The sequence below is a fragment of the Photobacterium sp. BZF1 genome (assembly GCF_014349205.1).
Lineage (GTDB): Bacteria > Pseudomonadota > Gammaproteobacteria > Enterobacterales > Vibrionaceae > Photobacterium.
Map to the genome: position 1 here is coordinate 1 of NZ_JACSOF010000130.1, position 18,567 is coordinate 18,567.

18 protein-coding genes are annotated in these 18,567 nt (G+C 54.6%); 7 read left to right on the top strand and 11 right to left on the bottom strand.

Annotated features, from left to right (window positions below):
- Positions 1–115 precede the first annotated feature (115 nt).
- Complete coding sequence (nfuA, locus tag BIZ37_RS23010) at positions 116–694, bottom strand: Fe-S biogenesis protein NfuA (RefSeq protein WP_107298944.1); 579 nt, start codon at positions 692–694, stop codon at positions 116–118.
- An 87-nt stretch (positions 695–781) separates the two neighbouring features.
- On the bottom strand, positions 782–1,513 hold the full coding sequence (locus BIZ37_RS23015) for a ComF family protein (RefSeq protein ID WP_187463509.1): 732 nt from the start codon (positions 1,511–1,513) through the stop codon (positions 782–784).
- A gap of 36 nt (positions 1,514–1,549) precedes the next feature.
- Between BIZ37_RS23015 and bioH the strand changes: the two genes are divergently transcribed.
- The 3 genes from bioH to BIZ37_RS23030 all read left to right on the top strand — a co-directional run bounded on the left by bioH (position 1,550) and on the right by BIZ37_RS23030 (position 3,330).
- Positions 1,550–2,314, top strand: a complete 765-nt coding sequence (gene bioH, locus BIZ37_RS23020) for a pimeloyl-ACP methyl ester esterase BioH (protein WP_187463510.1) — start codon at positions 1,550–1,552, stop codon at positions 2,312–2,314.
- Between the two features lie 150 nt (positions 2,315–2,464).
- Positions 2,465–2,842, top strand: a complete 378-nt coding sequence (locus BIZ37_RS23025) for a hypothetical protein (RefSeq protein WP_187463511.1) — start codon at positions 2,465–2,467, stop codon at positions 2,840–2,842.
- A gap of 29 nt (positions 2,843–2,871) precedes the next feature.
- A complete protein-coding gene (locus BIZ37_RS23030; protein ID WP_187463512.1) occupies positions 2,872–3,330 on the top strand; it encodes an ATP-dependent Lon protease in 459 nt (152 codons plus the stop codon).
- A 213-nt stretch (positions 3,331–3,543) separates the two neighbouring features.
- Here the strand turns inward: BIZ37_RS23030 and BIZ37_RS23035 are convergent, their stop codons facing one another.
- Both BIZ37_RS23035 and greB read right to left on the bottom strand, forming a co-directional pair.
- Positions 3,544–5,880, bottom strand: a complete 2,337-nt coding sequence (locus tag BIZ37_RS23035; RefSeq protein WP_187463513.1) for a Tex family protein — start codon at positions 5,878–5,880, stop codon at positions 3,544–3,546.
- A gap of 134 nt (positions 5,881–6,014) precedes the next feature.
- Positions 6,015–6,485, bottom strand: a complete 471-nt coding sequence (greB, locus tag BIZ37_RS23040) for a transcription elongation factor GreB (RefSeq protein WP_107298950.1) — start codon at positions 6,483–6,485, stop codon at positions 6,015–6,017.
- Between the two features lie 328 nt (positions 6,486–6,813).
- On the opposite strand from greB, the gene ompR reads away from it, so the two are divergent.
- Positions 6,814–7,533 carry a two-component system response regulator OmpR gene (ompR, locus tag BIZ37_RS23045; protein WP_039457175.1) on the top strand — a complete coding sequence of 240 codons (720 nt, stop codon included), beginning with the start codon at positions 6,814–6,816 and terminating at the stop codon, positions 7,531–7,533.
- Positions 7,534–7,536: 3 nt separating this feature from the next.
- On the top strand, positions 7,537–8,886 hold the full coding sequence (gene envZ, locus BIZ37_RS23050; protein WP_107298951.1) for a two-component system sensor histidine kinase EnvZ: 1,350 nt from the start codon (positions 7,537–7,539) through the stop codon (positions 8,884–8,886).
- 82 nt (positions 8,887–8,968) lie between these two features.
- Here the strand turns inward: envZ and recG are convergent, their stop codons facing one another.
- The 6 genes from recG to BIZ37_RS23080 form a co-directional block, all read right to left on the bottom strand.
- Positions 8,969–11,050, bottom strand: a complete 2,082-nt coding sequence (recG, locus tag BIZ37_RS23055; RefSeq protein ID WP_187463514.1) for an ATP-dependent DNA helicase RecG — start codon at positions 11,048–11,050, stop codon at positions 8,969–8,971.
- Positions 11,051–11,091: 41 nt separating this feature from the next.
- Complete coding sequence (trmH, locus tag BIZ37_RS23060; RefSeq protein WP_107298953.1) at positions 11,092–11,805, bottom strand: tRNA (guanosine(18)-2'-O)-methyltransferase TrmH; 714 nt, start codon at positions 11,803–11,805, stop codon at positions 11,092–11,094.
- A gap of 74 nt (positions 11,806–11,879) precedes the next feature.
- Entirely contained in the window at positions 11,880–13,982 is a 2,103-nt protein-coding gene (spoT, locus tag BIZ37_RS23065) for a bifunctional GTP diphosphokinase/guanosine-3',5'-bis pyrophosphate 3'-pyrophosphohydrolase (protein ID WP_107298954.1), read from the bottom strand.
- 18 nt (positions 13,983–14,000) lie between these two features.
- Positions 14,001–14,276 carry a DNA-directed RNA polymerase subunit omega gene (gene rpoZ / locus BIZ37_RS23070; protein ID WP_107349751.1) on the bottom strand — a complete coding sequence of 92 codons (276 nt, stop codon included), beginning with the start codon at positions 14,274–14,276 and terminating at the stop codon, positions 14,001–14,003.
- Between the two features lie 51 nt (positions 14,277–14,327).
- Entirely contained in the window at positions 14,328–14,954 is a 627-nt protein-coding gene (gene gmk, locus BIZ37_RS23075) for a guanylate kinase (protein ID WP_107298955.1), read from the bottom strand.
- Positions 14,955–15,145: 191 nt separating this feature from the next.
- On the bottom strand, positions 15,146–16,009 hold the full coding sequence (locus BIZ37_RS23080; protein WP_187463515.1) for a YicC/YloC family endoribonuclease: 864 nt from the start codon (positions 16,007–16,009) through the stop codon (positions 15,146–15,148).
- Positions 16,010–16,309: 300 nt separating this feature from the next.
- Here BIZ37_RS23080 and rph point away from each other — a divergent pair, with 300 nt between their 5' ends.
- Both rph and pyrE read left to right on the top strand, forming a co-directional pair.
- Positions 16,310–17,026, top strand: a complete 717-nt coding sequence (gene rph, locus BIZ37_RS23085; protein WP_107298957.1) for a ribonuclease PH — start codon at positions 16,310–16,312, stop codon at positions 17,024–17,026.
- A 123-nt stretch (positions 17,027–17,149) separates the two neighbouring features.
- On the top strand, positions 17,150–17,791 hold the full coding sequence (gene pyrE / locus BIZ37_RS23090) for an orotate phosphoribosyltransferase (RefSeq protein ID WP_187463516.1): 642 nt from the start codon (positions 17,150–17,152) through the stop codon (positions 17,789–17,791).
- A gap of 146 nt (positions 17,792–17,937) precedes the next feature.
- Here pyrE and slmA read toward each other — a convergent pair whose 3' ends face one another.
- Positions 17,938–18,528 carry a nucleoid occlusion factor SlmA gene (slmA, locus tag BIZ37_RS23095; RefSeq protein ID WP_044622315.1) on the bottom strand — a complete coding sequence of 197 codons (591 nt, stop codon included), beginning with the start codon at positions 18,526–18,528 and terminating at the stop codon, positions 17,938–17,940.
- Positions 18,529–18,567 lie beyond the last annotated feature (39 nt).

Sequence of the window (18,567 nt, forward strand, 5' to 3'; positions counted from 1 at the left end):
TAACGATAGTTAGTATACCTTGGAACCGCCGTATGCGACCCACGCTTGTACGGTGGTGTGAGAGGACGGAGGCCGTGAGGCCTCCTCCTACTCGATTGCTTTGCAGCAGTGAGTCTTAGTAGTAAGAGTGCTCACCACGGGCGTGTTCAGTCACATCACGAACGCCAGTTAGCTCGCCGGCAAACTGAGCTAGCAGTTCTTTTTCGATACCTTCTTTCAAAGTCACATCAACCATTGAACAGCCGTTACAACCACCGCCGAACTGTAGGATAGCGACGCCATCTTCAGTGATTTCAGCCAGTGAAACATGACCACCATGGCCAGCAAGCTGAGGGTTGACCTGAGTTTGAATCACATAATCGACACGCTCCATTAGCGGTGCGTCATCGGATACTTTGCGTACCTTTGCGTTTGGCGCTTTCAGCGTTAGCTGCGAGCCCATTTTGTCGGTAACAAAGTCAATCTCAGCATCTTCAAGGAAAGGTAGGCTTAGCTCATCAATGAAAGCAGAAAACAGTTCGAGTTTGATTTCGGTGTCGCTGGCTTCCACGGCTTCCGGTGGACAGTAGGACACGCCGCACTCTGCATTTTGCGTACCTGGATTTACCACGAATACACGGATGTTTGTCCCTTCTGGCTGCTGGGCCAGAAGCTTGCCGAAGTGCTGTTGAGCATTCTCAGAAATAGTAATCATAGACACGACGTAATACCTGACTTATTTAGTAAGATTAATTCTATTCTACTCTTTGCTGTCCTTTCTATCACCCATTAATCGCTGCAACTATGATTTCGGCACAGATCTTGGCGATTTTTCTACAGTTTTTTCTGTCGGGGTAAAGCTAAGACAGTAAATATCTACCCGTTTTACGCCCTGTTGGCGTAAAAGCAAAGTGGCTTCAGCGACGGTACTGCCGGTGGTGACAACATCATCGACAAGGGCAACATGGCATGGCAGCGACTTCCCTTTAAGTATAAAAGCCCGGTCGAGATTATGCTGGCGCTGTGCCTTGCTGAGCTTGTGCTGGGATGGGGTATAGCGCCGGCGTTTCAGTCGCTGGGTGTCTAACTGACTTCCCGTTTGCCGGGCAACAGCTTGGGCTATAAGGCTACTTTGGTTGAAGCCCCTATGCAGTTGGCGTAGGGGATGCAAGGGGATGGGTAGGAGTAATGGGGCGGGCTCATCGATTTGCTTTGCCAGCAATTCGCCAAGCGGTTGGGCGAGCCAGAACTTGCGCTGGAACTTGAGTTGGTGGATCAGGTGACGTAAGGGGAATTGGTGTTCTCCGATGCGATAGAAGCGCTGCCAGGGCCTGGGAGTTGTCAGGCATTGGCCGCAATAGTCAGTATCAGTGGTCTTTGTACTACCACAATGATGGCAATAAGGCCGGTAGGGGAAACGGGCAAGACAATGGCTGCACCAGACTGGATGGGAGCCGTCGACAGGTAGGTGGCATAATGGGCAGCGGTGGTAGCGGCGCAGAAAGTTGGTGAATTGGTCAAATAACGATACCATCCGTGTCATCCTTGGGGGCAAATATAGGAAATATAAATGACAGCTGAGCTTCATTGGCAAACCGACGGACAAGGTTCCGATCTACTTCTCATTCATGGTTGGGGAATGAACGGTGCCGTGTGGCAGCAGATATTACCTGTCCTAGCCCAGCACTATCGGGTGCATGTGGTGGATCTGCCAGGTTATGGCCACAGTCAGCACCATCCAGCAGCTAATGTCGACGAGATGGCACAAAAGCTACTCGAACAAGCCCCAGAGCAGGCGACTTGGCTCGGCTGGTCGTTAGGCGGGTTGGTTGCGACTACCGCGGCATTGCAACAGCCTCAAAGGGTGAAGCAACTTGTTACTGTCGCGAGCTCGCCGCGCTTTGCGGCTGAAAAGACGTGGCGTGGTATCAAGCCGGAGGTATTGGATGATTTTCGCAGCCAGCTTGATTCAGATTTCAGGGCGACCATAGAGCGCTTCATGGCGTTGCAGGCAATGGGGAGTAAATCTGCACGGCAGGATATCCGCCAACTCAAAGAAGCGGTGCTGTCCCGTCCCGAGCCAAATCCGCAAGCATTGGCTAGTGGCCTCGATATGCTGGCGCAAGTCGATCTTCGCCCACAATTAGCCTCCATTTCACAACCTTGGCTGCGGCTATACGGTCGTCTGGATGGCTTGGTGCCAGCCAAAGTAGCCCGCGAGTTGGATAAGCTCGCCCCACAGTCCCAGCAGCATGTGTTTACGGGGGCGTCCCACGCTCCGTTTATCTCCCATCCTGAAGAATTTATCGATACCCTAAAAGCGTTTACGGGTTAATATGGTATGTATCAGTTATTGAATGACTAGGGGTGAATAGGTCTAAACTTTTTCTTACCTGGGCCGATAGCAAAATTAAGACGTTAATTTCGAAGCTGTTTTTGAGTCCGCACTGATGCAGTTGGTGCTAGGCAGGAGAAGGACCCCTAGATGACAATTGGCACTACCATTAACTCGGTAACGTACACCCCGGCTAGCCTGCAGGCTGCAGCTCAGCCCAGTTTGGCTTCAGAAAACCATGTAGCCGCAAAAGCGGACCAACAGCCCAGTAGTGCTCCATCCAGCCAGACCCAGGTCTCTATCTCCGATGAGGCACGCCAACGCCAAGCCGATGATAGCGCGGCGCAAAAAGCCAAACCGGAAGCTGAAGGCAAAGACATGGGGGATAAAGCCGAGTCCTTTGCCTACGGGGCATTGGGTATGGATCACCCGGACGATGTCAAAGCCAACAGCGATGGCTACTATAATGCTGGGCAGTGGTTGGCTGCAGCAGGAACGGTTGCGACCGTATTGCTGGCCATTGCCTAGATAACACACCCTAGGAGAGAGGCTCCTGTATGCTAGTCACTCCCGTACAGGTGGGCGCGCCAGCCGTAGCCCCAACGATTAACCCGCCTACCGAGCAAACCGCGCGGGATAATCGAGTACGTGAGAAAATTGTCCCCCCCACCGAAATGCAACCCTCTGCGCAGGAGCGTGCCTTAAGCAGTGAGGAAAAGCAGTTTAAGAAACCCTCTTGGGACCCTTCTGAACACCCCGATTACCAGCAAGCCGTGGAAGAGAAGCATTACGGCTACCAAGAATCGATGGAAATGCTGGTAAAGGCATTGTCGGCCGAGAGCTATATGGCCGATGTCAGCGATCTGGGTTACTCCATGCACATCAAGTTACCCCGCGAGCTGCTCGAGGCACTGGAGCAAATCAGCCAGTCAGAACGCACCAAGGGTGTCGTCGCCCACAAGTATGCCCAGGCCACCGTACCCAACCCGCCAACGGAGTATTTGGTGGTGCTTTAAAAAGAGGGTGCTATGGCACAGAAGCGGCTCTATGGCCCTATGGGTAAAAGCCTGAAACATTAAAAGTGACTGTAAAATTAAATGTTTGACACAAGCTATCAACTTTAAGGCTTTGCTTGCAGGACCACAGGACCACAGGACCACAGGACCACAGGACTAAAAAAAAGCCGACACGAATGCCGGCTCTTTTTTGATTATTGGCCCAACGGCGCTTTACTTCTTTTTCGCGTTGGCAAATGCGGCGGCAAAGGCGCCGCCCATTGCGCTGTTGCCGTTGCCTGACTGGCGGTCTTGGCGCTGGCGGGGTTGTTGGTTGCGCTGGTTGCCCTGAGGGCGGTTTTGTTGCGGCTTGCGGGCTGGCTTGTTGTCTTGGCCCGGCTCGTCGCTAAGGCGCATCGACATGCCGATACGGTTACGCTGCAGATCCACTTCCATCACCTTGACCTTGACGATATCACCGGCCTTGACCACTTCGCGCGGGTCGGATACGAACTTGTCCGATAGGGCTGAGATATGGACCAAGCCATCCTGGTGGACGCCGACATCGACGAAAGCACCGAAGTTGGTGACGTTGGTGATCACCCCTTCGAGCACCATGCCCGGGATCAGGTCTTTGACCTCGTTGACCCCTTCGGCGAAGGTGGCGGTCTTGAATTCCGGGCGCGGGTCGCGGCCGGGCTTATCAAGCTCGCTGATGATATCGGTGACCGTCGGCAGGCCGAATTTTTCGTCGGTATAGTCGGCAGCCTTGATACTGCGAAGGAAGTCGGTGTTGCCGATTATCGCATCGAGCGCCTTGTCATTGGCAGCGGCGATGTTCTTGACCACGGCATAGGACTCCGGGTGGACTGCCGAGCTATCGAGCGGGTTCTTGCCGCCCATGATACGCAGGAAACCGGCACACTGCTCGAAAGCCTTTGGCCCGAGGCGTGCGACTTTCTTCAGGGTGGTGCGGCTGTCGAAGCGACCGTTCTCATCGCGGTAGTTCACGATGTTCTGGGCAATCGTCCCGTTCAGGCCAGCCACGCGGGTCAGCAGGGCTGGGGATGCGGTATTCACGTCGACACCGACGGCGTTTACACAGTCCTCGACCACGGCATCCAGACGCTTGGCGAGCATGCTCTGGCTGACATCATGCTGGTACTGGCCGACACCGATAGATTTAGGGTCGATTTTCACCAGCTCAGCCAGTGGGTCCTGCAAGCGGCGGCCGATAGAAACGGCACCACGCAACGATACATCCAACTGCGGGAATTCATTAGCTGCTAGTTCGGATGCCGAGTATACCGACGCGCCAGCTTCGCTAACCATCACACTCTGGATCTTGAGGTTGTTGTCCTTGAGCAGGGTGGCAACAAAGCTGTCTGTTTCACGTGAAGCAGTGCCGTTACCGATCGCAATCAGGTCAACACTGTGTTTGTTCAGCAATGCCAGCAAGGTGGCTTCGGCTTCTGCCACGCGGGCACGGGCGGTGTGCGGGTAGATTGTCGCAGTATCCAGTAATTTGCCGGTCGCATCGACAACCGCCACTTTACAGCCGGTACGCAGGCCCGGATCCAATGCCAAGGTGACACGCGGGCCGGCAGGGGCAGCCATCAGCAAGTCTTTCAGGTTGTCGGCAAACACCTGCATGGCACCCTCTTCGGCCTTTTCTTTCAGCGCGGCCATTAACTCGGTTTCCAGGTGCATGGCTATCTTGATGCGCCATGCCCAGCTGATCACCTGCTTGCGCCAGGTATCAGCGGCTTGGGTGCCCAGTTTCACACCGAGGTGGTCGGCAATCATGACTTCGCAGTAGGAGCCGCGCACGCCTTCTTCCTGGTTAGGATCGGCGTTGAGGCTGATCTGCAAAAAGCCTTCGTTGCGGCCACGGAACAGGGCCAAAGCGCGGTGCGAAGGAATATTCTTGAAGACTTCGTTGTACTCGAAGTAGTCCTTGAATTTGGCGCCTTCCTGCTCTTTACCTTCAACCACACGCGAGGTCAGCTCGGCTTGGGAGAGTAGATGGCGGCGGATTTTCTCCAGCAGCGCAGCATCTTCGGCAAAGCGCTCCATCAAGATGGCACGGGCACCGTCGAGCACGGCCTTGGTGTCGGCAAAACCCTTGTCGGCATCGACGTAAGCTGCGGCACTGTCTTCCGGCGTTTGGCTAGGATCGCTCCACAGTGAATCGGCCAATGGCTCAATACCGGCTTCAATCGCGATTTGACCTTTGGTGCGGCGCTTGGGCTTGTAAGGCAGGTAGAGATCTTCAAGGCGGGTTTTGCTGTCGGCATCTTTGATGGCCGCTTCGAGCTCGGCAGTTAACTTGCCCTGCTCGGTAATGGATTTGATGATCACCTGGCGGCGGTCTTCGAGCTCGCGCAGGTAGCCGAGGCGAGATTCCAGGTTGCGGAGCTGGGTATCATCCAGCCCACCAGTGACTTCCTTACGGTAACGGGCCACGAAAGGCACGGTGTTACCGTCATCGAGCAAAGTGATTGCGGCTGTGACTTGTTCCTGGCGAACATTCAGCTCAGTGGCAATCATCTGGTTGATCGTATTGCTCATCCGTTCATTTCTCTTGTTGTCTGGTATGGGCCCATTCTACGGGCGATTGGATTGCAGGCAAGGCATCGCGTGTTAGCGAACTGTCAGTAACGGCGGTGCCTTCACATTTTTGCTTCTGTAATTTGGGCTTTCGTTTATTTGTAGCGGATACTATTGACGAACCACTCTTTCTTGCCTGCAGGGGTATTGACCTCGACGTCATCGTCGACTTCTTTTTTCAGCAGTGCCCGGGCCATGGGGGAGTCGATAGAGATGTAGTCGTTGCGGCCATAGATCTCATCCGGGCCGACAATACGGAAAGCTTTGGTTTCGCCGTCGTCGTTCTCGATTTCGACCCAGGCGCCGAAGAACACTTTGCCGTCTTGCTGCGGGGAGTAATCGACGACCTGTACTTGCTCGAGGCGTTTACGCAGGTAGCGGACCCGGCGGTCGATCTCGCGCAGGCGTTTTTTGTTGTACTGGTAATCGGCGTTCTCGGAACGATCACCGAGGCTGGCTGCCCAGGTCACTTTCTTGGTGACTTCGGGACGCTCTTCTTTCCACAGGAAATCGAGCTCATTTTTTAGTTTGTCATAGCCCTCGCGGGTAATGAGGTTGGTTTTCATCGCAGGTACCGGTATCTATCGGGTTGCTGGAAGCTGAATAACTCTGGTGTTGCCCATAGTCGTCCGGCATGGGTTACAGATCAAGCCTCAGCCTCCCAGAATGCGTATTGTTTTGGATAGTTCCTTGAATTTAGGTTAGTTTAAAGGGTAGGTAAACATCGTTTGTGGCTATAAAAGCAAACAGTTGTCCGCAGAAAATGGACGAATCTGACATAAACGGTAACAATTTAGTGGTTATTTTAGCGGCAAATTTCAGCTAACCGCTGGGAACGTCGAGTAAAATACGCCCAAAGCACGATAACCTCAGTCGATGCAAGTAAGGTGAGATATGCAGGAAAATTATAAGATTCTAGTTGTTGATGATGACATGCGCCTGCGTGCGCTACTGGAGCGTTACCTGTCTGAGCAGGGTTTCCAGGTACGTAGTGTGGCTAACGGTGAGCAAATGGACCGCTTATTGTCCCGTGAAACCTTCCACCTGATGGTATTGGATTTGATGCTGCCGGGCGAAGATGGTTTGTCGATTTGCCGCCGTTTGCGTAATGCCAACAACATGCTGCCAATCCTGATGCTGACCGCCAAGGGTGATGAAGTAGACCGTATTGTCGGCTTGGAAGTCGGCGCTGACGACTACCTGCCTAAGCCATTCAACCCGCGCGAGTTGCTGGCACGTATCCGCGCTGTATTGCGCCGCCAGACTGTTGAAGCACCGGGTGCACCGAGTGTCGATAGCAAAATCATTGAGTTCGGCGAATTCCGCCTGAACCTGGGTACCCGCGAAATGTTCCGTGGCGAAGAGTCGATGCCGCTGACATCGGGTGAGTTTGCGGTATTGAAGGCACTGGTCACCAATGCCCGCGAGCCAATGTCCCGTGACAAGCTGATGAACATGGCCCGTGGCCGTGAATACTCGGCGATGGAGCGTTCGATTGACGTTCAGATCTCCCGTCTGCGCCGTATGATCGAAGAAGACCCAAGCCGCCCACGTTACATCCAGACCGTATGGGGACTGGGCTACGTATTCGTACCGGACGGCAGCGAGGCGTAAGCCATGCGACTGTCGCCACGCAGTACCTTTACCCGGACACTGATCCTTCTGGCTGGCTTGCTAATAGCCAGCCAGATTTTCTCCTATCTGGCCGTCCTCAACTATGCCTTGCTGCCGAGTCTGCAGCAGTTCAACCGGATCCTCGCCTACGAGGTGCGTTTGATGCTCAAGGAAGATGTTGAGCTCGCCGACGGTAATACTTTCCATCTCGATACCCCGCTTAGGCGCCAGTTGCTCGAACAGCTCGGGGTGACCCTGCATGCCGAGGACGGGAGCGATCCTGACCATGATGAAGAGCTGCAGGAGTTCGCCAAAGCCACGGTCATTGAATACCTCAGCGAGGAGATGACCCAGGAACTGGAGTCACCGACCGAGGTGCGGTTGGTGCTGGGGGCCGACAGCTATGTGCTATGGCTCAGAAGCGAATCAATACCCGGCTTTTTGATGCGGATACCGCTGTCTGAACTGCAGGAAGATGACTTCTCGCCGCTGTTCCATTACAGCCTGATTATCGCCTTTATGGTGATAGCCGGCGGCTGGTTGTTTATCCGGATCCAGAACCGCCCGCTGGTGGCACTGGAGCAAGCTGCCTTGCAGGTGGCGAAAGGGGAAACACCACCGGTACTGCCGGAGCGGGGGGCCTCGGAAATCCGTGCTGTGACCAAGGCGTTCAACCGGATGTCGGCGGGGATCAAGCAGCTTGAAGATGACCGTGCCCTTTTGATGGCCGGTGTCAGCCATGACTTGCGTACACCGCTGACCCGTATTCGCCTGGCAACCGAGATGATGTCGCCGGAAGACAGCTACTTGGCTGAGAGTATGATCAACGATACCGAAGAGTGTAACGAGATCATCAGCCAGTTTATGGACTACCTCAAGTCGACCAAGAAGCAGGCGGAAGAAGATCTCGAGCTTAACTACCTGCTTGAAGAAGTGGCGGAAGCCGAGGCTGGCTATGATCGCCAAATCGAGTTGGAGCTAACGGATATTCCCGGGGTCATTACCGGTAACGGGGTCTCCATCAAGCGCTCTATCGCCAACTTGGTGGTCAACGCCCAGCGTTACGGTAATGGTTGGGTCAAGATCTCCAGCGGGACCGCTGCTGACCGCAAGAGTGCGTGGTTCTGTGTCGAGGACGATGGCCCGGGTATCGACCCTGATCAGGTGGCGAAGATGTTCCAGCCACTGACTCGGGGGGATTCTGCCCGTGGTACAGATAATGAGGGGACGGGTTTGGGGCTGGCAATCGTCAAACGGATTATCGACCAGCACGAAGGAGTGATCCAGGTCTCCAACCGTCGTGAAGGCGGTCTTCGGGTCCAGATCAGCTTGCCGATGCATGCCAAGAAGTAACGGCTAAACAAGTTTCTTCCATAACAAAAAAGCGAGGGTGACCTCGCTTTTTTATTGCCTGCCTTATGCGTTGGACCTGTTTTTAAGCATTAGAGTAGTTCTCCCGCTGGCCGAGCCAACGGTCGATGATGGCCTTGGCGTTGTCCGGGTAGTTATCGTGCAGGTAGCGGGCCAGCTTCTGGACCTGGGGGATCAGGTGCTGGTCGCGGACCAGATCGGCCACCTTGAACTCGGCAATACCGGTCTGTTTGGTACCCAGCAGCTCGCCGGGTCCGCGGATTTCCAAATCGCGTTGGGCGATGACAAAGCCATCGCTGCTCTCGCGCAGGACCCCAAGGCGCTTCTGCGCCGTTTTCGACAGCGGCGCATGGTAGAGCAGTACACAGTGGCTGGCGACGCTGCCCCGGCCAACACGGCCACGCAACTGGTGCAGCTGGGCCAGGCCGAGACGCTCCGGGTTCTCGATTACCATCAGGCTCGAGTTGGGGACATCTACGCCGACTTCGATAACCGTGGTGGCAACCAGTAGGTGCAGCTCGCCATCCTTGAAGCGCTTCATCACTTCCTGTTTCTCTGCCGGCTTCATCCGGCCATGGACCAGTCCGATATTGAGTTCCGGTAGTTGAGCGGTCAGCTCGTCGGCGGTATCGGAAGCGGCCTGGGCTTCCAAGACTTCGGACTCATCGATCAGGGTACAGACCCAGTAGGCCTGACGGCCCTCGTTGAGGCAGGCCGAGCGGATGCGCTCGATAATTTCCTGCCGCCGCGAGTCGGGCAGGGCCACGGTTTGGATCGGGGTACGGCCCGGAGGCAACTCGTCGATGACCGATGTCTCCAAGTCGGCATAGGCGGTCATCGCTAGGGTACGCGGAATTGGGGTGGCGGTCATGATTAGCTGGTGCGGATAGCAGCCGCCATTGGCCCCTTTTTCTCGCAGTTCAAGGCGCTGGTGGACCCCGAAGCGGTGCTGCTCGTCGATAATGACCAGAGCAAGGTTGTCGAATACTACCTGCTCCTGGAATAGGGCATGGGTACCGACGACCATTTTGGCCTCGCCGCTCTCGATACGGGCCAATTCTTTTTCGCGTGCCTTGCCTTTGAGTTTTCCGGCAAGCCAACCTACCTCAATCCCCAAAGGGTTTAGCCAGGCAGCAAAGTTGATGGCGTGCTGCTCGGCCAACAGCTCTGTCGGGGCCATCAAGGCAACCTGGTAGCCATGCTCTATCGCTCGCAAGGCAGCCAGAGCAGCAACCAATGTTTTGCCTGAGCCGACATCGCCTTGTACTAGCCGCATCATCGGATGGGGCACGGCAAGGTCGTGTTCGATATCCGCGACTACCCGCTGCTGGGCACCGGTTGGGCTAAATGGCAAGCTTGCCAGCAGCTTGTCTTTGAGTGTATTGCTTTGGGCTAGCGGCCATGCGGCGTGGCGCTGGCTTTTGTGGCGTACAGCCAGCATGGATAGGTTTTGTGCCAGTAATTCTTCGAGGATCAGGCGCTGCTGGGCAGGGTGCTTGCCTTCCTCGAGTTGGTCGAGGGAGACATCCGGTGTAGGCCTGTGCATGACATGCAATGCTTGTGCAAGCGTCATCTGGCGGTCATACAAGCCTTCCGGTAGCAGTTCGCGCACCGCAGATTTGTCGAGCAGCCGCATGACCTGATCGGTCAGGTTACGCAGGGTAAGTTGGCGCAGGCCATCGGTGGTCGGGTAGACCGGGGTCAGGGTTTCCTCGGTGCTGAGTTCGGTCGGCTCGGAGAAAACCTTGTAGTCGGGATGGATGATCTCGAGCCCATACTTACCGCGTTTGATCTCGCCATAGGCTTTGACCTGCTTGCCCTCACTGAGGCTGTTCTTCATTGCCGCATTGAAGTTGAAAAAGCGCAGGGTGGCACTGCCGGTCTGGTCACTGATTTTGACGGTCAGCATCCGGCGTTTGCCGAAAGTGATATTGCTGCTCAGTACCTCACCCTGAACGGTGAGGTGCTGTCCGGCCATGGCGCTGGCAATCGGCCAGATCCGGGTACGGTCTTCGTAGCGGAGCGGAAGGTGGAAAAGGAGGTCCTGTACGGTATGCAGGCCAATTTTTTCCAGTTTTTCTGCCATTTTGGCACCGACACCTGACAGTTCGGTCAGGGCTATAGTATCGAGAAGTTGTCCGCTCATTACTACTCCATTATGGCCACATCCGTTATGGCTATATCCGTTTAAGGTAAGGTCTTTTTCTTTTTCGGCTCGGTCGCCTGCATGATGCTCCACCACTGCTCATCGGCAGCGATTTGGCCATGTTCATCCAGTGGCGGGTAAGGTAGCCCCTTGCGGCGAGCAACTTTGGCCAATACCGGATGGCCGCGCTCAAACAGGATACGGTGAACCACTTCGTCAGGCAGCAGGGTTTTTTCCCTGTTATACATACCGGCGTTCTGGCGTTGGCGCTGTGCCTCGTAAAGGATCAGGGCACTGGCAACCGAGACATTCAATGACTGTACCATACCTACCATAGGGATGATGATATCCTGATCGGCCATCGACAGCGCTTCAGCAGTGATCCCATTTTTTTCGCCACCGAGGATAACGGCGGTTGGTTTGGTGTAATCCACCTCACGGAAATCAATCGCGGTATCGGACAGGTTGGTGGCCAGTACCTGCATACCCTGTGCCTTGAGGGTGCTGACCGCATTGACCATTGAGTCGTGGGTCTCTAGTTCGACCCAGTTGCGGGCACCAGCCGAGGTATTACCCAGCATACGCATACCGCTGCTTGGCCAGACGGCATGGACCTTGTGGATCCCCACGGCATCGGCAGTACGGACAATCGCCGAGACATTGTTGGGTTTGTGGACTTCTTCCATGCACACCGTCAAATCTGGCTGGCGGGTGGCAAGGACCTCATGGATACGTTGGAAGCGTTCTGGGCTCATGTTCTGTTACCTAAAGAAAACGCCCGCGAGCGGGCGTTTTTTATTCTATTGCGGACCAGCTTGGCTGGTGCGGTTTAGTTTTTCTGGCGTGAGACACGCACCACGTTAGGCATAACCCGGATCCGGCGCATGATATTGGCCAGGTGGATACGTCCTTTGGTGGTCAGGCGTACCGTAATGGTGTACAGGCGACCGTCTTTTTCTTCCGTTGCCAACCCCTGGATATTCGATCCGGTAGCAGCAATGGTGTTGGTCAGGTCGGCCAGCGCGCCTTGGTGGTTCTGCATATCGACTTTGAGTGAGGTGACGAACTCTTGTTCGAAGTCCTCGCTCCACTCAACCGCCATGTATTTGTCCGGCTCCCGCTGGTAGCCGCGGATGTTGGCACATTCTTCGCGGTGAATAACCAGACCTTTACCCGGGCTGACATGGGCCATGATTGGGTCACCGTGGATAGGGTGACAGCAGTTGGCGAAGGTCAGCAGAATACCGTCGGCACCGCGGATAGGCAGGCGCTGGTCGGATTCTTTCGGTGTTAGCTCATCGGAACTGCCCAGCAGGCGGCGGGCAATGACGACACTCATCAACTCGCCAAGGCCAATCTCGGCCAGCAGATCTTCGAGGCTAGTCAGACGCAGGTCGGTCAATACCTGATGCAGGTTATCTTCATCGATCTGGTCGATGTTGATCGCTCCCAGAGCATGGTTGAGCAGGCGGCGGCCAAGGGTAATCGATTCTTCGCGGCGCATGGTCTTGAGCACCTGGCGGATCTTGGTGCGGGCGCGGGAAGTGACCACGTAGTTGAGCCATGCTGCGTTCGGGCGGGCACCCGGCGCACTGATGATCTCAATGGTCTGGCCGTTTTTCAGCGGCTTGCTCAACGGGTAAGGCTGGCGCTCGACACGGGCACCGACGCAGGCATTACCAACATCGGTGTGTACTGCGTAGGCAAAATCGACCGCTGTTGCCCCGACTGGGAGCTCGACAATTCGGCCTTTCGGCGTGAAGACGTAAAGCTCATCTGGGAACAGATCGGATTTAACGTTCTCGATAAACTCGAACGAGCTACCGGCGCTCTGCTGCAGTTCCAGCAGGCTCTGCATCCAGCGCTGGGCCTTGACCTGCGCGGTAGTACCGGAGCTTTCACCATCTTTGTAGGCCCAGTGGGCCGCAACCCCTTTGTCGGCCATCTGATCCATATCTTCGGTACGGATCTGGACTTCGACAGGGACGCCGTGCGGGCCAACCAGCGAGGTATGCAGCGACTGGTAGCCATTGGCTTTCGGGATGGCGATATAGTCTTTCATCCGGCTCGGACGCGGCTTGTACAGGTTGTGGACCTGTCCCAGAACGCGATAGCAGGTATCCAGATCCTTGACCAGTACGCGGAAGGCGTAGATGTCCATGATCGAATGGAAGCGCTGCTCCTTGTTCTTCATCTTGTTGTAGATGGAGTACAGGTTCTTCTCGCGGCCTTGTACCGTGCCTTCGATCCCCGCGTCTTTGAGGCGACCCTCAATCTCGGCGTGGATCTTGTTAATCATTTCTTTGCGGTTACCCCTAGCGGCAGCCACCACTTCCTTCAAAACACGGTAACGGTTCGGGTACAGGGCTTCGAAACCCAGTTCTTCCAGTTCGGTCTTGATGTTGTGGATACCCAGGCGGTGTGCCAGCGGAGAGAAAATCTCCAGCGTTTCGCGGGCAATACGGCGGCGTTTGTCCGGACGCAGGGCACCCAAGGTGCGCATGTTATGCGTGCGGTCGGCCAGCTTGATGAGGATAACGCGGATGTCATGGGCCATTGCCATGATCATCTTGCGGAAGTTCTCGGCTTGCGCTTCTTTGCGGTCGCGGAACTTCAGCTTGTCCAGCTTGGAAACACCATCTACCAACTCGGCCACGGTAGAGCCAAAGCGACTGTCGAGATCGTCTTTGGTGACATCGGTATCTTCGATGACATCGTGGAGGAGGGCTGCCATCAAGGTTTCGTAATCGAGGCGCATTTCGGCCAAGATACGGGCAACGGCTATAGGGTGGATGATGTAAGGTTCGCCACTGGAGCGAGTTTGCCCTTCGTGGGCATCACGCGCAACGAGATAAGCCTGCCTGAGCGCCTCGATTTGAGACTCAGGCAGGTATTCGATCGCGACTTCTTTCAGGCTATCAAAAAGATACAATTCGCCCGGTTCCCTGAATTAACGGTTGTCGCCGGCAATAGCGCTAACAGCTGCTAGCTCTGCTGCTTCTTGCTCTTGAAGTTCCTGACGCTCGCGAGCATCCAGGATATCTTTGGTGATCAGGCCTTCTTCGATTTCACGAAGCGCGATCACTGTGTACTTGTCGTTTTCTTCTGGAACCAGTGGATCCTTACCGCCAGTTTGCATCTGACGAGCGCGGCGTGAAGCAATTTGGATTAGATCGAAACGGTTGCCAATTTTATCAACAGCGTCTTGAACGGTTACGCGTGCCATGGAGGACTCCAGTGGTTATATAAATAAAGAAGGAAAATTGTACAAAAATACTTACTGTTCTGCCAGTAGGGCATTGAGCATGCTGTTATATTTAGCAGCTTGCTTGTCTTGCTTCAATCGTTCTGCACGGATAATGGCTTTGAAATCCATTAGCGCGACATCGAAATCATCATTGACGATCACATAATCGTATTCGTTGTAATGGGAGATTTCCGAACGGGCTTCCTCCATGCGGCGGGCGATAACAGCATCGCTGTCCTGGCCACGGGCATTGAGGCGGCGCTCCAGCTCTTCTTTCGAAGGCGGCAGGATGAACAGGCTTTTTGCTTGTGGCATCTGCTTGCGGATTTGACGGGCACCCTGCCAATCGATATCGAGGAATACATCGATACCCTTGTTAAGCTGCTGCTCGATCCACGGGCGAGATGTGCCGTAGTAGTTGCCGAAAACTTCAGCATGCTCAAGGAATGCACCTTGCTCTACTAGTTCTTGGAACTCTTCTACGCTAACGAAATTGTAATGAACACCGTGCTCTTCGCCCGGACGCATGCCGCGGGTGGTGTGAGAGACGGATACTTTCATGTCATAGACCGGGTTGGTTTCCAACAGGGCGTTAATCAGACTGGATTTGCCTGCGCCGCTCGGGGCCGACACAATGTATAGAGTACCTTTGCTCATTGCCTATTTTCACTCAGTGATAGAAGGGCGCGCAGATTATCATGATCCGCGCGCAAAAGAAATTAGCTGGTTGCTTGAAAATTCAACTTTTTGCTCGAGTTAAAGTTAAGCCTAGTTGGAATTTATGATCATTTCATGCCAGCGCAATGATCATCCCGGGCTTTGGGGCCACCCGGGACGCAACGAGGGGGTTATTCGATATTCTGGATCTGCTCGCGCATCTGCTCGATAAGCACTTTGAGCTCCACGGCAGCAGCAGTGATCTCGGTGTTGATCGATTTCGAGGCCAGGGTGTTCGACTCGCGGTTGAACTCCTGCATCATGAAGTCGAGACGGCGGCCACAGGCGCCACCTTTTTTCATGATTTTTTGGGTTTCTTTGACGTGTGAGTCAAGGCGGTCCAGTTCTTCTGCAACATCACTCTTCTGCGCCAGCATGATCAGCTCTTGCTCGACGCGGTTGGCATCCAACTCGACTTTAGCTTCTTCCAAGCGGGTCATGATGCGTTCGCGCTGCCAGTTCAGTACTTCCGGCATCATGCTGCGCACTTTGGTCGCTTCTACAGAGATAGCTTCAAGGCGCTGTTCGATAAGCGCTTTCATGTTTTCGCCTTCGCTGGCGCGGGCGGCAATGAAGTCATCGACCGTGCGGTCGAATGCTTCGAGCAAGTCCTTGTTGATAGCGTCAAGGTCTTGCTCCGGCGCTTCCATTACACCAGGCCAGTTCAGCACCTGGAATGGCCCGACACTGCCTTCGCCAGCGGTTTCTTTGACCCACTTGGCAGCATTGATCACCTGCTTGGCTAGCTCCTCGTTGATTTTCAGCTCGGTATTGGCTGCTGGGTTCACTTCAAAACGCAGGTTACATTCTACCTTACCGCGGGCCAGGCGCTTGCGAAAACGCTCGCGCAGGACAGGCTCCAGGCTGCGGAATTGCTCAGGCATACGCAGGTAGGTTTCAAGGTAGCGTTGGTTTACCGAGCGGATTTCCCAAACGGCTGTGCCCCAGTCGGCTTTGACTTCGCGACGGGCGTAGGCGGTCATGCTATGGATCATTGGCTAGTGGCCTCTAATAGTGGTGGTTGATAACTGCTTAGGGTGGGGTGCATTGGCAATCCACCGTCATCGATGTGCAAGTGGTGCGCAGTTATCCTGATGTCACGATTATACTTAGCCTTAAGCATATACCCAAGTAACTTCAAGTGGCCTTGCTTAACGAGTATTACCCAGTGCCGAGGTGGTGATTCTGCCAGCAGTCAGCGCTTTAAAAACCACGCGGGTTGGGTTTCACGTGCACAACCGGGAGGTTGTGGCTATAATCGCCGGTTAATGTCATCCAGCCAGAGGGAGCCACCGATGCGTCCAAGCGGAAGAAGCAACAACCAAGTTCGTCCTATTACTATTACCCGTAACTTTACTGCCCATGCCGAAGGTTCGGTGCTGGTTGAGTTTGGAGATACCAAGGTAATTTGTACCGCAAGTGTGGAAGAGAATGTGCCACGCTGGCTAAAAGGCAAAGGACAAGGTTGGGTGACAGCGGAATATGGCATGCTGCCGCGTGCAACTCACTCTCGCAACCGCCGTGAAGCGGCCGGTGGCAAGCAGGGTGGCCGTACCATGGAAATCCAGCGCCTGATTGCCCGTAGCCTACGTGCTGCGGTTGACCTGGAAGCGTTGGGCGAGCAGATGATCACCGTTGACTGTGATGTTATCCAGGCGGATGGCGGTACCCGTACAGCATCTATTACTGGTGCGATGGTTGCCTTGGTCGATGCTATCAATTACATGCTGGAAAAAGGCATGCTCAAGGCCAGCCCACTGAAAGGCATGGTGGCTGCAGTGTCGGTAGGCATCTATAACGGTGAAGCTATTTGCGATCTGGAGTATGTTGAAGACTCGGCTGCAGAAACAGACATGAATGTGGTCATGACCGAAGAAGGTAAAATGATCGAAATCCAGGGCACTGCAGAAGGTGAAGCCTTTAGCCACGAAGAGCTGCTGGCGATGCTGGCCCTGGCGAAAGACGGCATTGCCGACATTGTTAGCGTTCAGAAGCAAGCGCTGGAAAGTTAGTTTTTTGAAGCGGTTCCTATTGGAGCCGCTTTTTTTTGGCCTGGGCTTCGCGTTACCGGTTAATGCGGCCCTGCGCCTAGATTTGAATCGTGTAATCACAAGTTGCATCTATAAGGAGAAACCATGAAAGCATATCAGCGTCAGTTCATCGAATTTGCCTTGGAAAAGGGCGTACTGAAGTTTGGTGAGTTCACACTGAAATCTGGCCGTAAGAGCCCGTACTTCTTCAACGCGGGTTTGTTCAACACAGGACGTGATCTTGCACGCCTAGGCCGTTTTTACGCTGAGGCTTTGGTAGATGCCGGTATCGAATACGATGTGTTGTTTGGCCCTGCGTACAAGGGGATCCCAATTGCCACCACAACAGCGGTTGCACTGGCAGATCATCATGATGTGGATACCCCATACTGTTTCAACCGCAAGGAAGCCAAAGCTCACGGTGAAGGCGGCAACCTGGTAGGTAGCGCGCTAGAAGGCCGTATCATGCTGGTTGACGACGTGATCACTGCCGGTACGGCAATTCGTGAGTCGATGGAAATCATCAAGGCCAATGGTGCTGACTTGGCTGGTGTGCTTGTAGCAATCGACCGCCAGGAGAAAGGCAAGGGTGAACTGTCTGCTATCCAGGAAGTCGAGCGTGACTTTGGCTGTGCGGTGGTGTCTATCGTATCGCTGGGTGATGTAGTGAGCTACCTGGAAGAGCAGGACGGCATGGAGCAGCACCTAGAAGCGGTGAAGGCGTACCGTTCAGAGTACGGAGTATAACTCCCCCGGCCCTAGGAAATGATGGCTCTGGGCGCTTGGAAGAGCCAAGAGCCTGACAACCTAATAAAAAGCGAGAGGTGAAAACCTCTCGCTTTTTTTATGTGCGTTATTTTTAAGATTCAGGAACTCGTCCCTCGAACCTGCTTTTACCCTAGCTCTGCACTTAGCAGGTGCCAGTAGTCGTCGAAATTAGCTGTCGGCTTGTACTTGAAGTTCGAGCGGACAAAGCGGTTCAGGCTGCCTTCTACCTGGCCTAATAACTGGGCGGCAAGGATAGACTCGTCAACCGGGAAGCCTTTGCCTTCGCGTAACTTGCGCTCGCGTAGGATTTGGCGCAGTTGGGTTTCGATACGCTCGAATAGCTGGTTGATACGGGCTTGCAGGCGGTCCTGTTCAAACATCAGGGCGTGGCCGGTCATGATGCGGGTCAGGCCCGGGTTGCGTTCGGCGAAGCCAAGGATCAGCTGCAGTACCATGCGCAGGCGTTGCAGGGTGTCTTTTTCGTCATCGAGAATGCGGTTGATACGGGTAGTGATGGCGTCCTCGATAAACTCGATCAAGCCCTCGAACATTCTCGCCTTGCTTGGGAAATGGCGGTAGAGGGCGGCTTCCGAGACACCAACCTGGGCTGCCAGCTTAGCGGTAGTAATACGTTGGCTGCCTTGGGCAGATTCCAGCATTTGTGCCAGCGCTTGCAAAATTTCTTCGCGGCGGTTGTTTTTCTTGTTGCCAGCCATGAATAACCGTTCCTTTTCAAAATAAGACTGTCAATGGAC

Excerpts from the sequence above, each read along its gene's own strand:
- ompR (WP_039457175.1), top strand. The coding sequence starts at position 6,814 with ATGCAGGAAAATTATAAGATTCTAGTTGTTGATGATGACATGCGCCTG.
- rpoZ (WP_107349751.1), bottom strand. The coding sequence starts at position 14,276 with ATGGCACGCGTAACCGTTCAAGACGCTGTTGATAAAATTGGCAACCGT.
- greB (WP_107298950.1), bottom strand. The coding sequence starts at position 6,485 with ATGAAAACCAACCTCATTACCCGCGAGGGCTATGACAAACTAAAAAAT.
- pyrE (WP_187463516.1), top strand. The coding sequence starts at position 17,150 with ATGAAAGCATATCAGCGTCAGTTCATCGAATTTGCCTTGGAAAAGGGC.
- rph (WP_107298957.1), top strand. The coding sequence starts at position 16,310 with ATGCGTCCAAGCGGAAGAAGCAACAACCAAGTTCGTCCTATTACTATT.
- slmA (WP_044622315.1), bottom strand. The coding sequence starts at position 18,528 with ATGGCTGGCAACAAGAAAAACAACCGCCGCGAAGAAATTTTGCAAGCG.
- BIZ37_RS23030 (WP_187463512.1), top strand. The coding sequence starts at position 2,872 with ATGCTAGTCACTCCCGTACAGGTGGGCGCGCCAGCCGTAGCCCCAACG.
- gmk (WP_107298955.1), bottom strand. The coding sequence starts at position 14,954 with ATGAGCAAAGGTACTCTATACATTGTGTCGGCCCCGAGCGGCGCAGGC.
- trmH (WP_107298953.1), bottom strand. The coding sequence starts at position 11,805 with ATGAGCCCAGAACGCTTCCAACGTATCCATGAGGTCCTTGCCACCCGC.
- BIZ37_RS23025 (WP_187463511.1), top strand. The coding sequence starts at position 2,465 with ATGACAATTGGCACTACCATTAACTCGGTAACGTACACCCCGGCTAGC.
- recG (WP_187463514.1), bottom strand. The coding sequence starts at position 11,050 with ATGAGCGGACAACTTCTCGATACTATAGCCCTGACCGAACTGTCAGGT.
- BIZ37_RS23035 (WP_187463513.1), bottom strand. The coding sequence starts at position 5,880 with ATGAGCAATACGATCAACCAGATGATTGCCACTGAGCTGAATGTTCGC.
- BIZ37_RS23015 (WP_187463509.1), bottom strand. The coding sequence starts at position 1,513 with ATGGTATCGTTATTTGACCAATTCACCAACTTTCTGCGCCGCTACCAC.
- envZ (WP_107298951.1), top strand. The coding sequence starts at position 7,537 with ATGCGACTGTCGCCACGCAGTACCTTTACCCGGACACTGATCCTTCTG.
- bioH (WP_187463510.1), top strand. The coding sequence starts at position 1,550 with ATGACAGCTGAGCTTCATTGGCAAACCGACGGACAAGGTTCCGATCTA.
- BIZ37_RS23080 (WP_187463515.1), bottom strand. The coding sequence starts at position 16,009 with ATGATCCATAGCATGACCGCCTACGCCCGTCGCGAAGTCAAAGCCGAC.
- nfuA (WP_107298944.1), bottom strand. The coding sequence starts at position 694 with ATGATTACTATTTCTGAGAATGCTCAACAGCACTTCGGCAAGCTTCTG.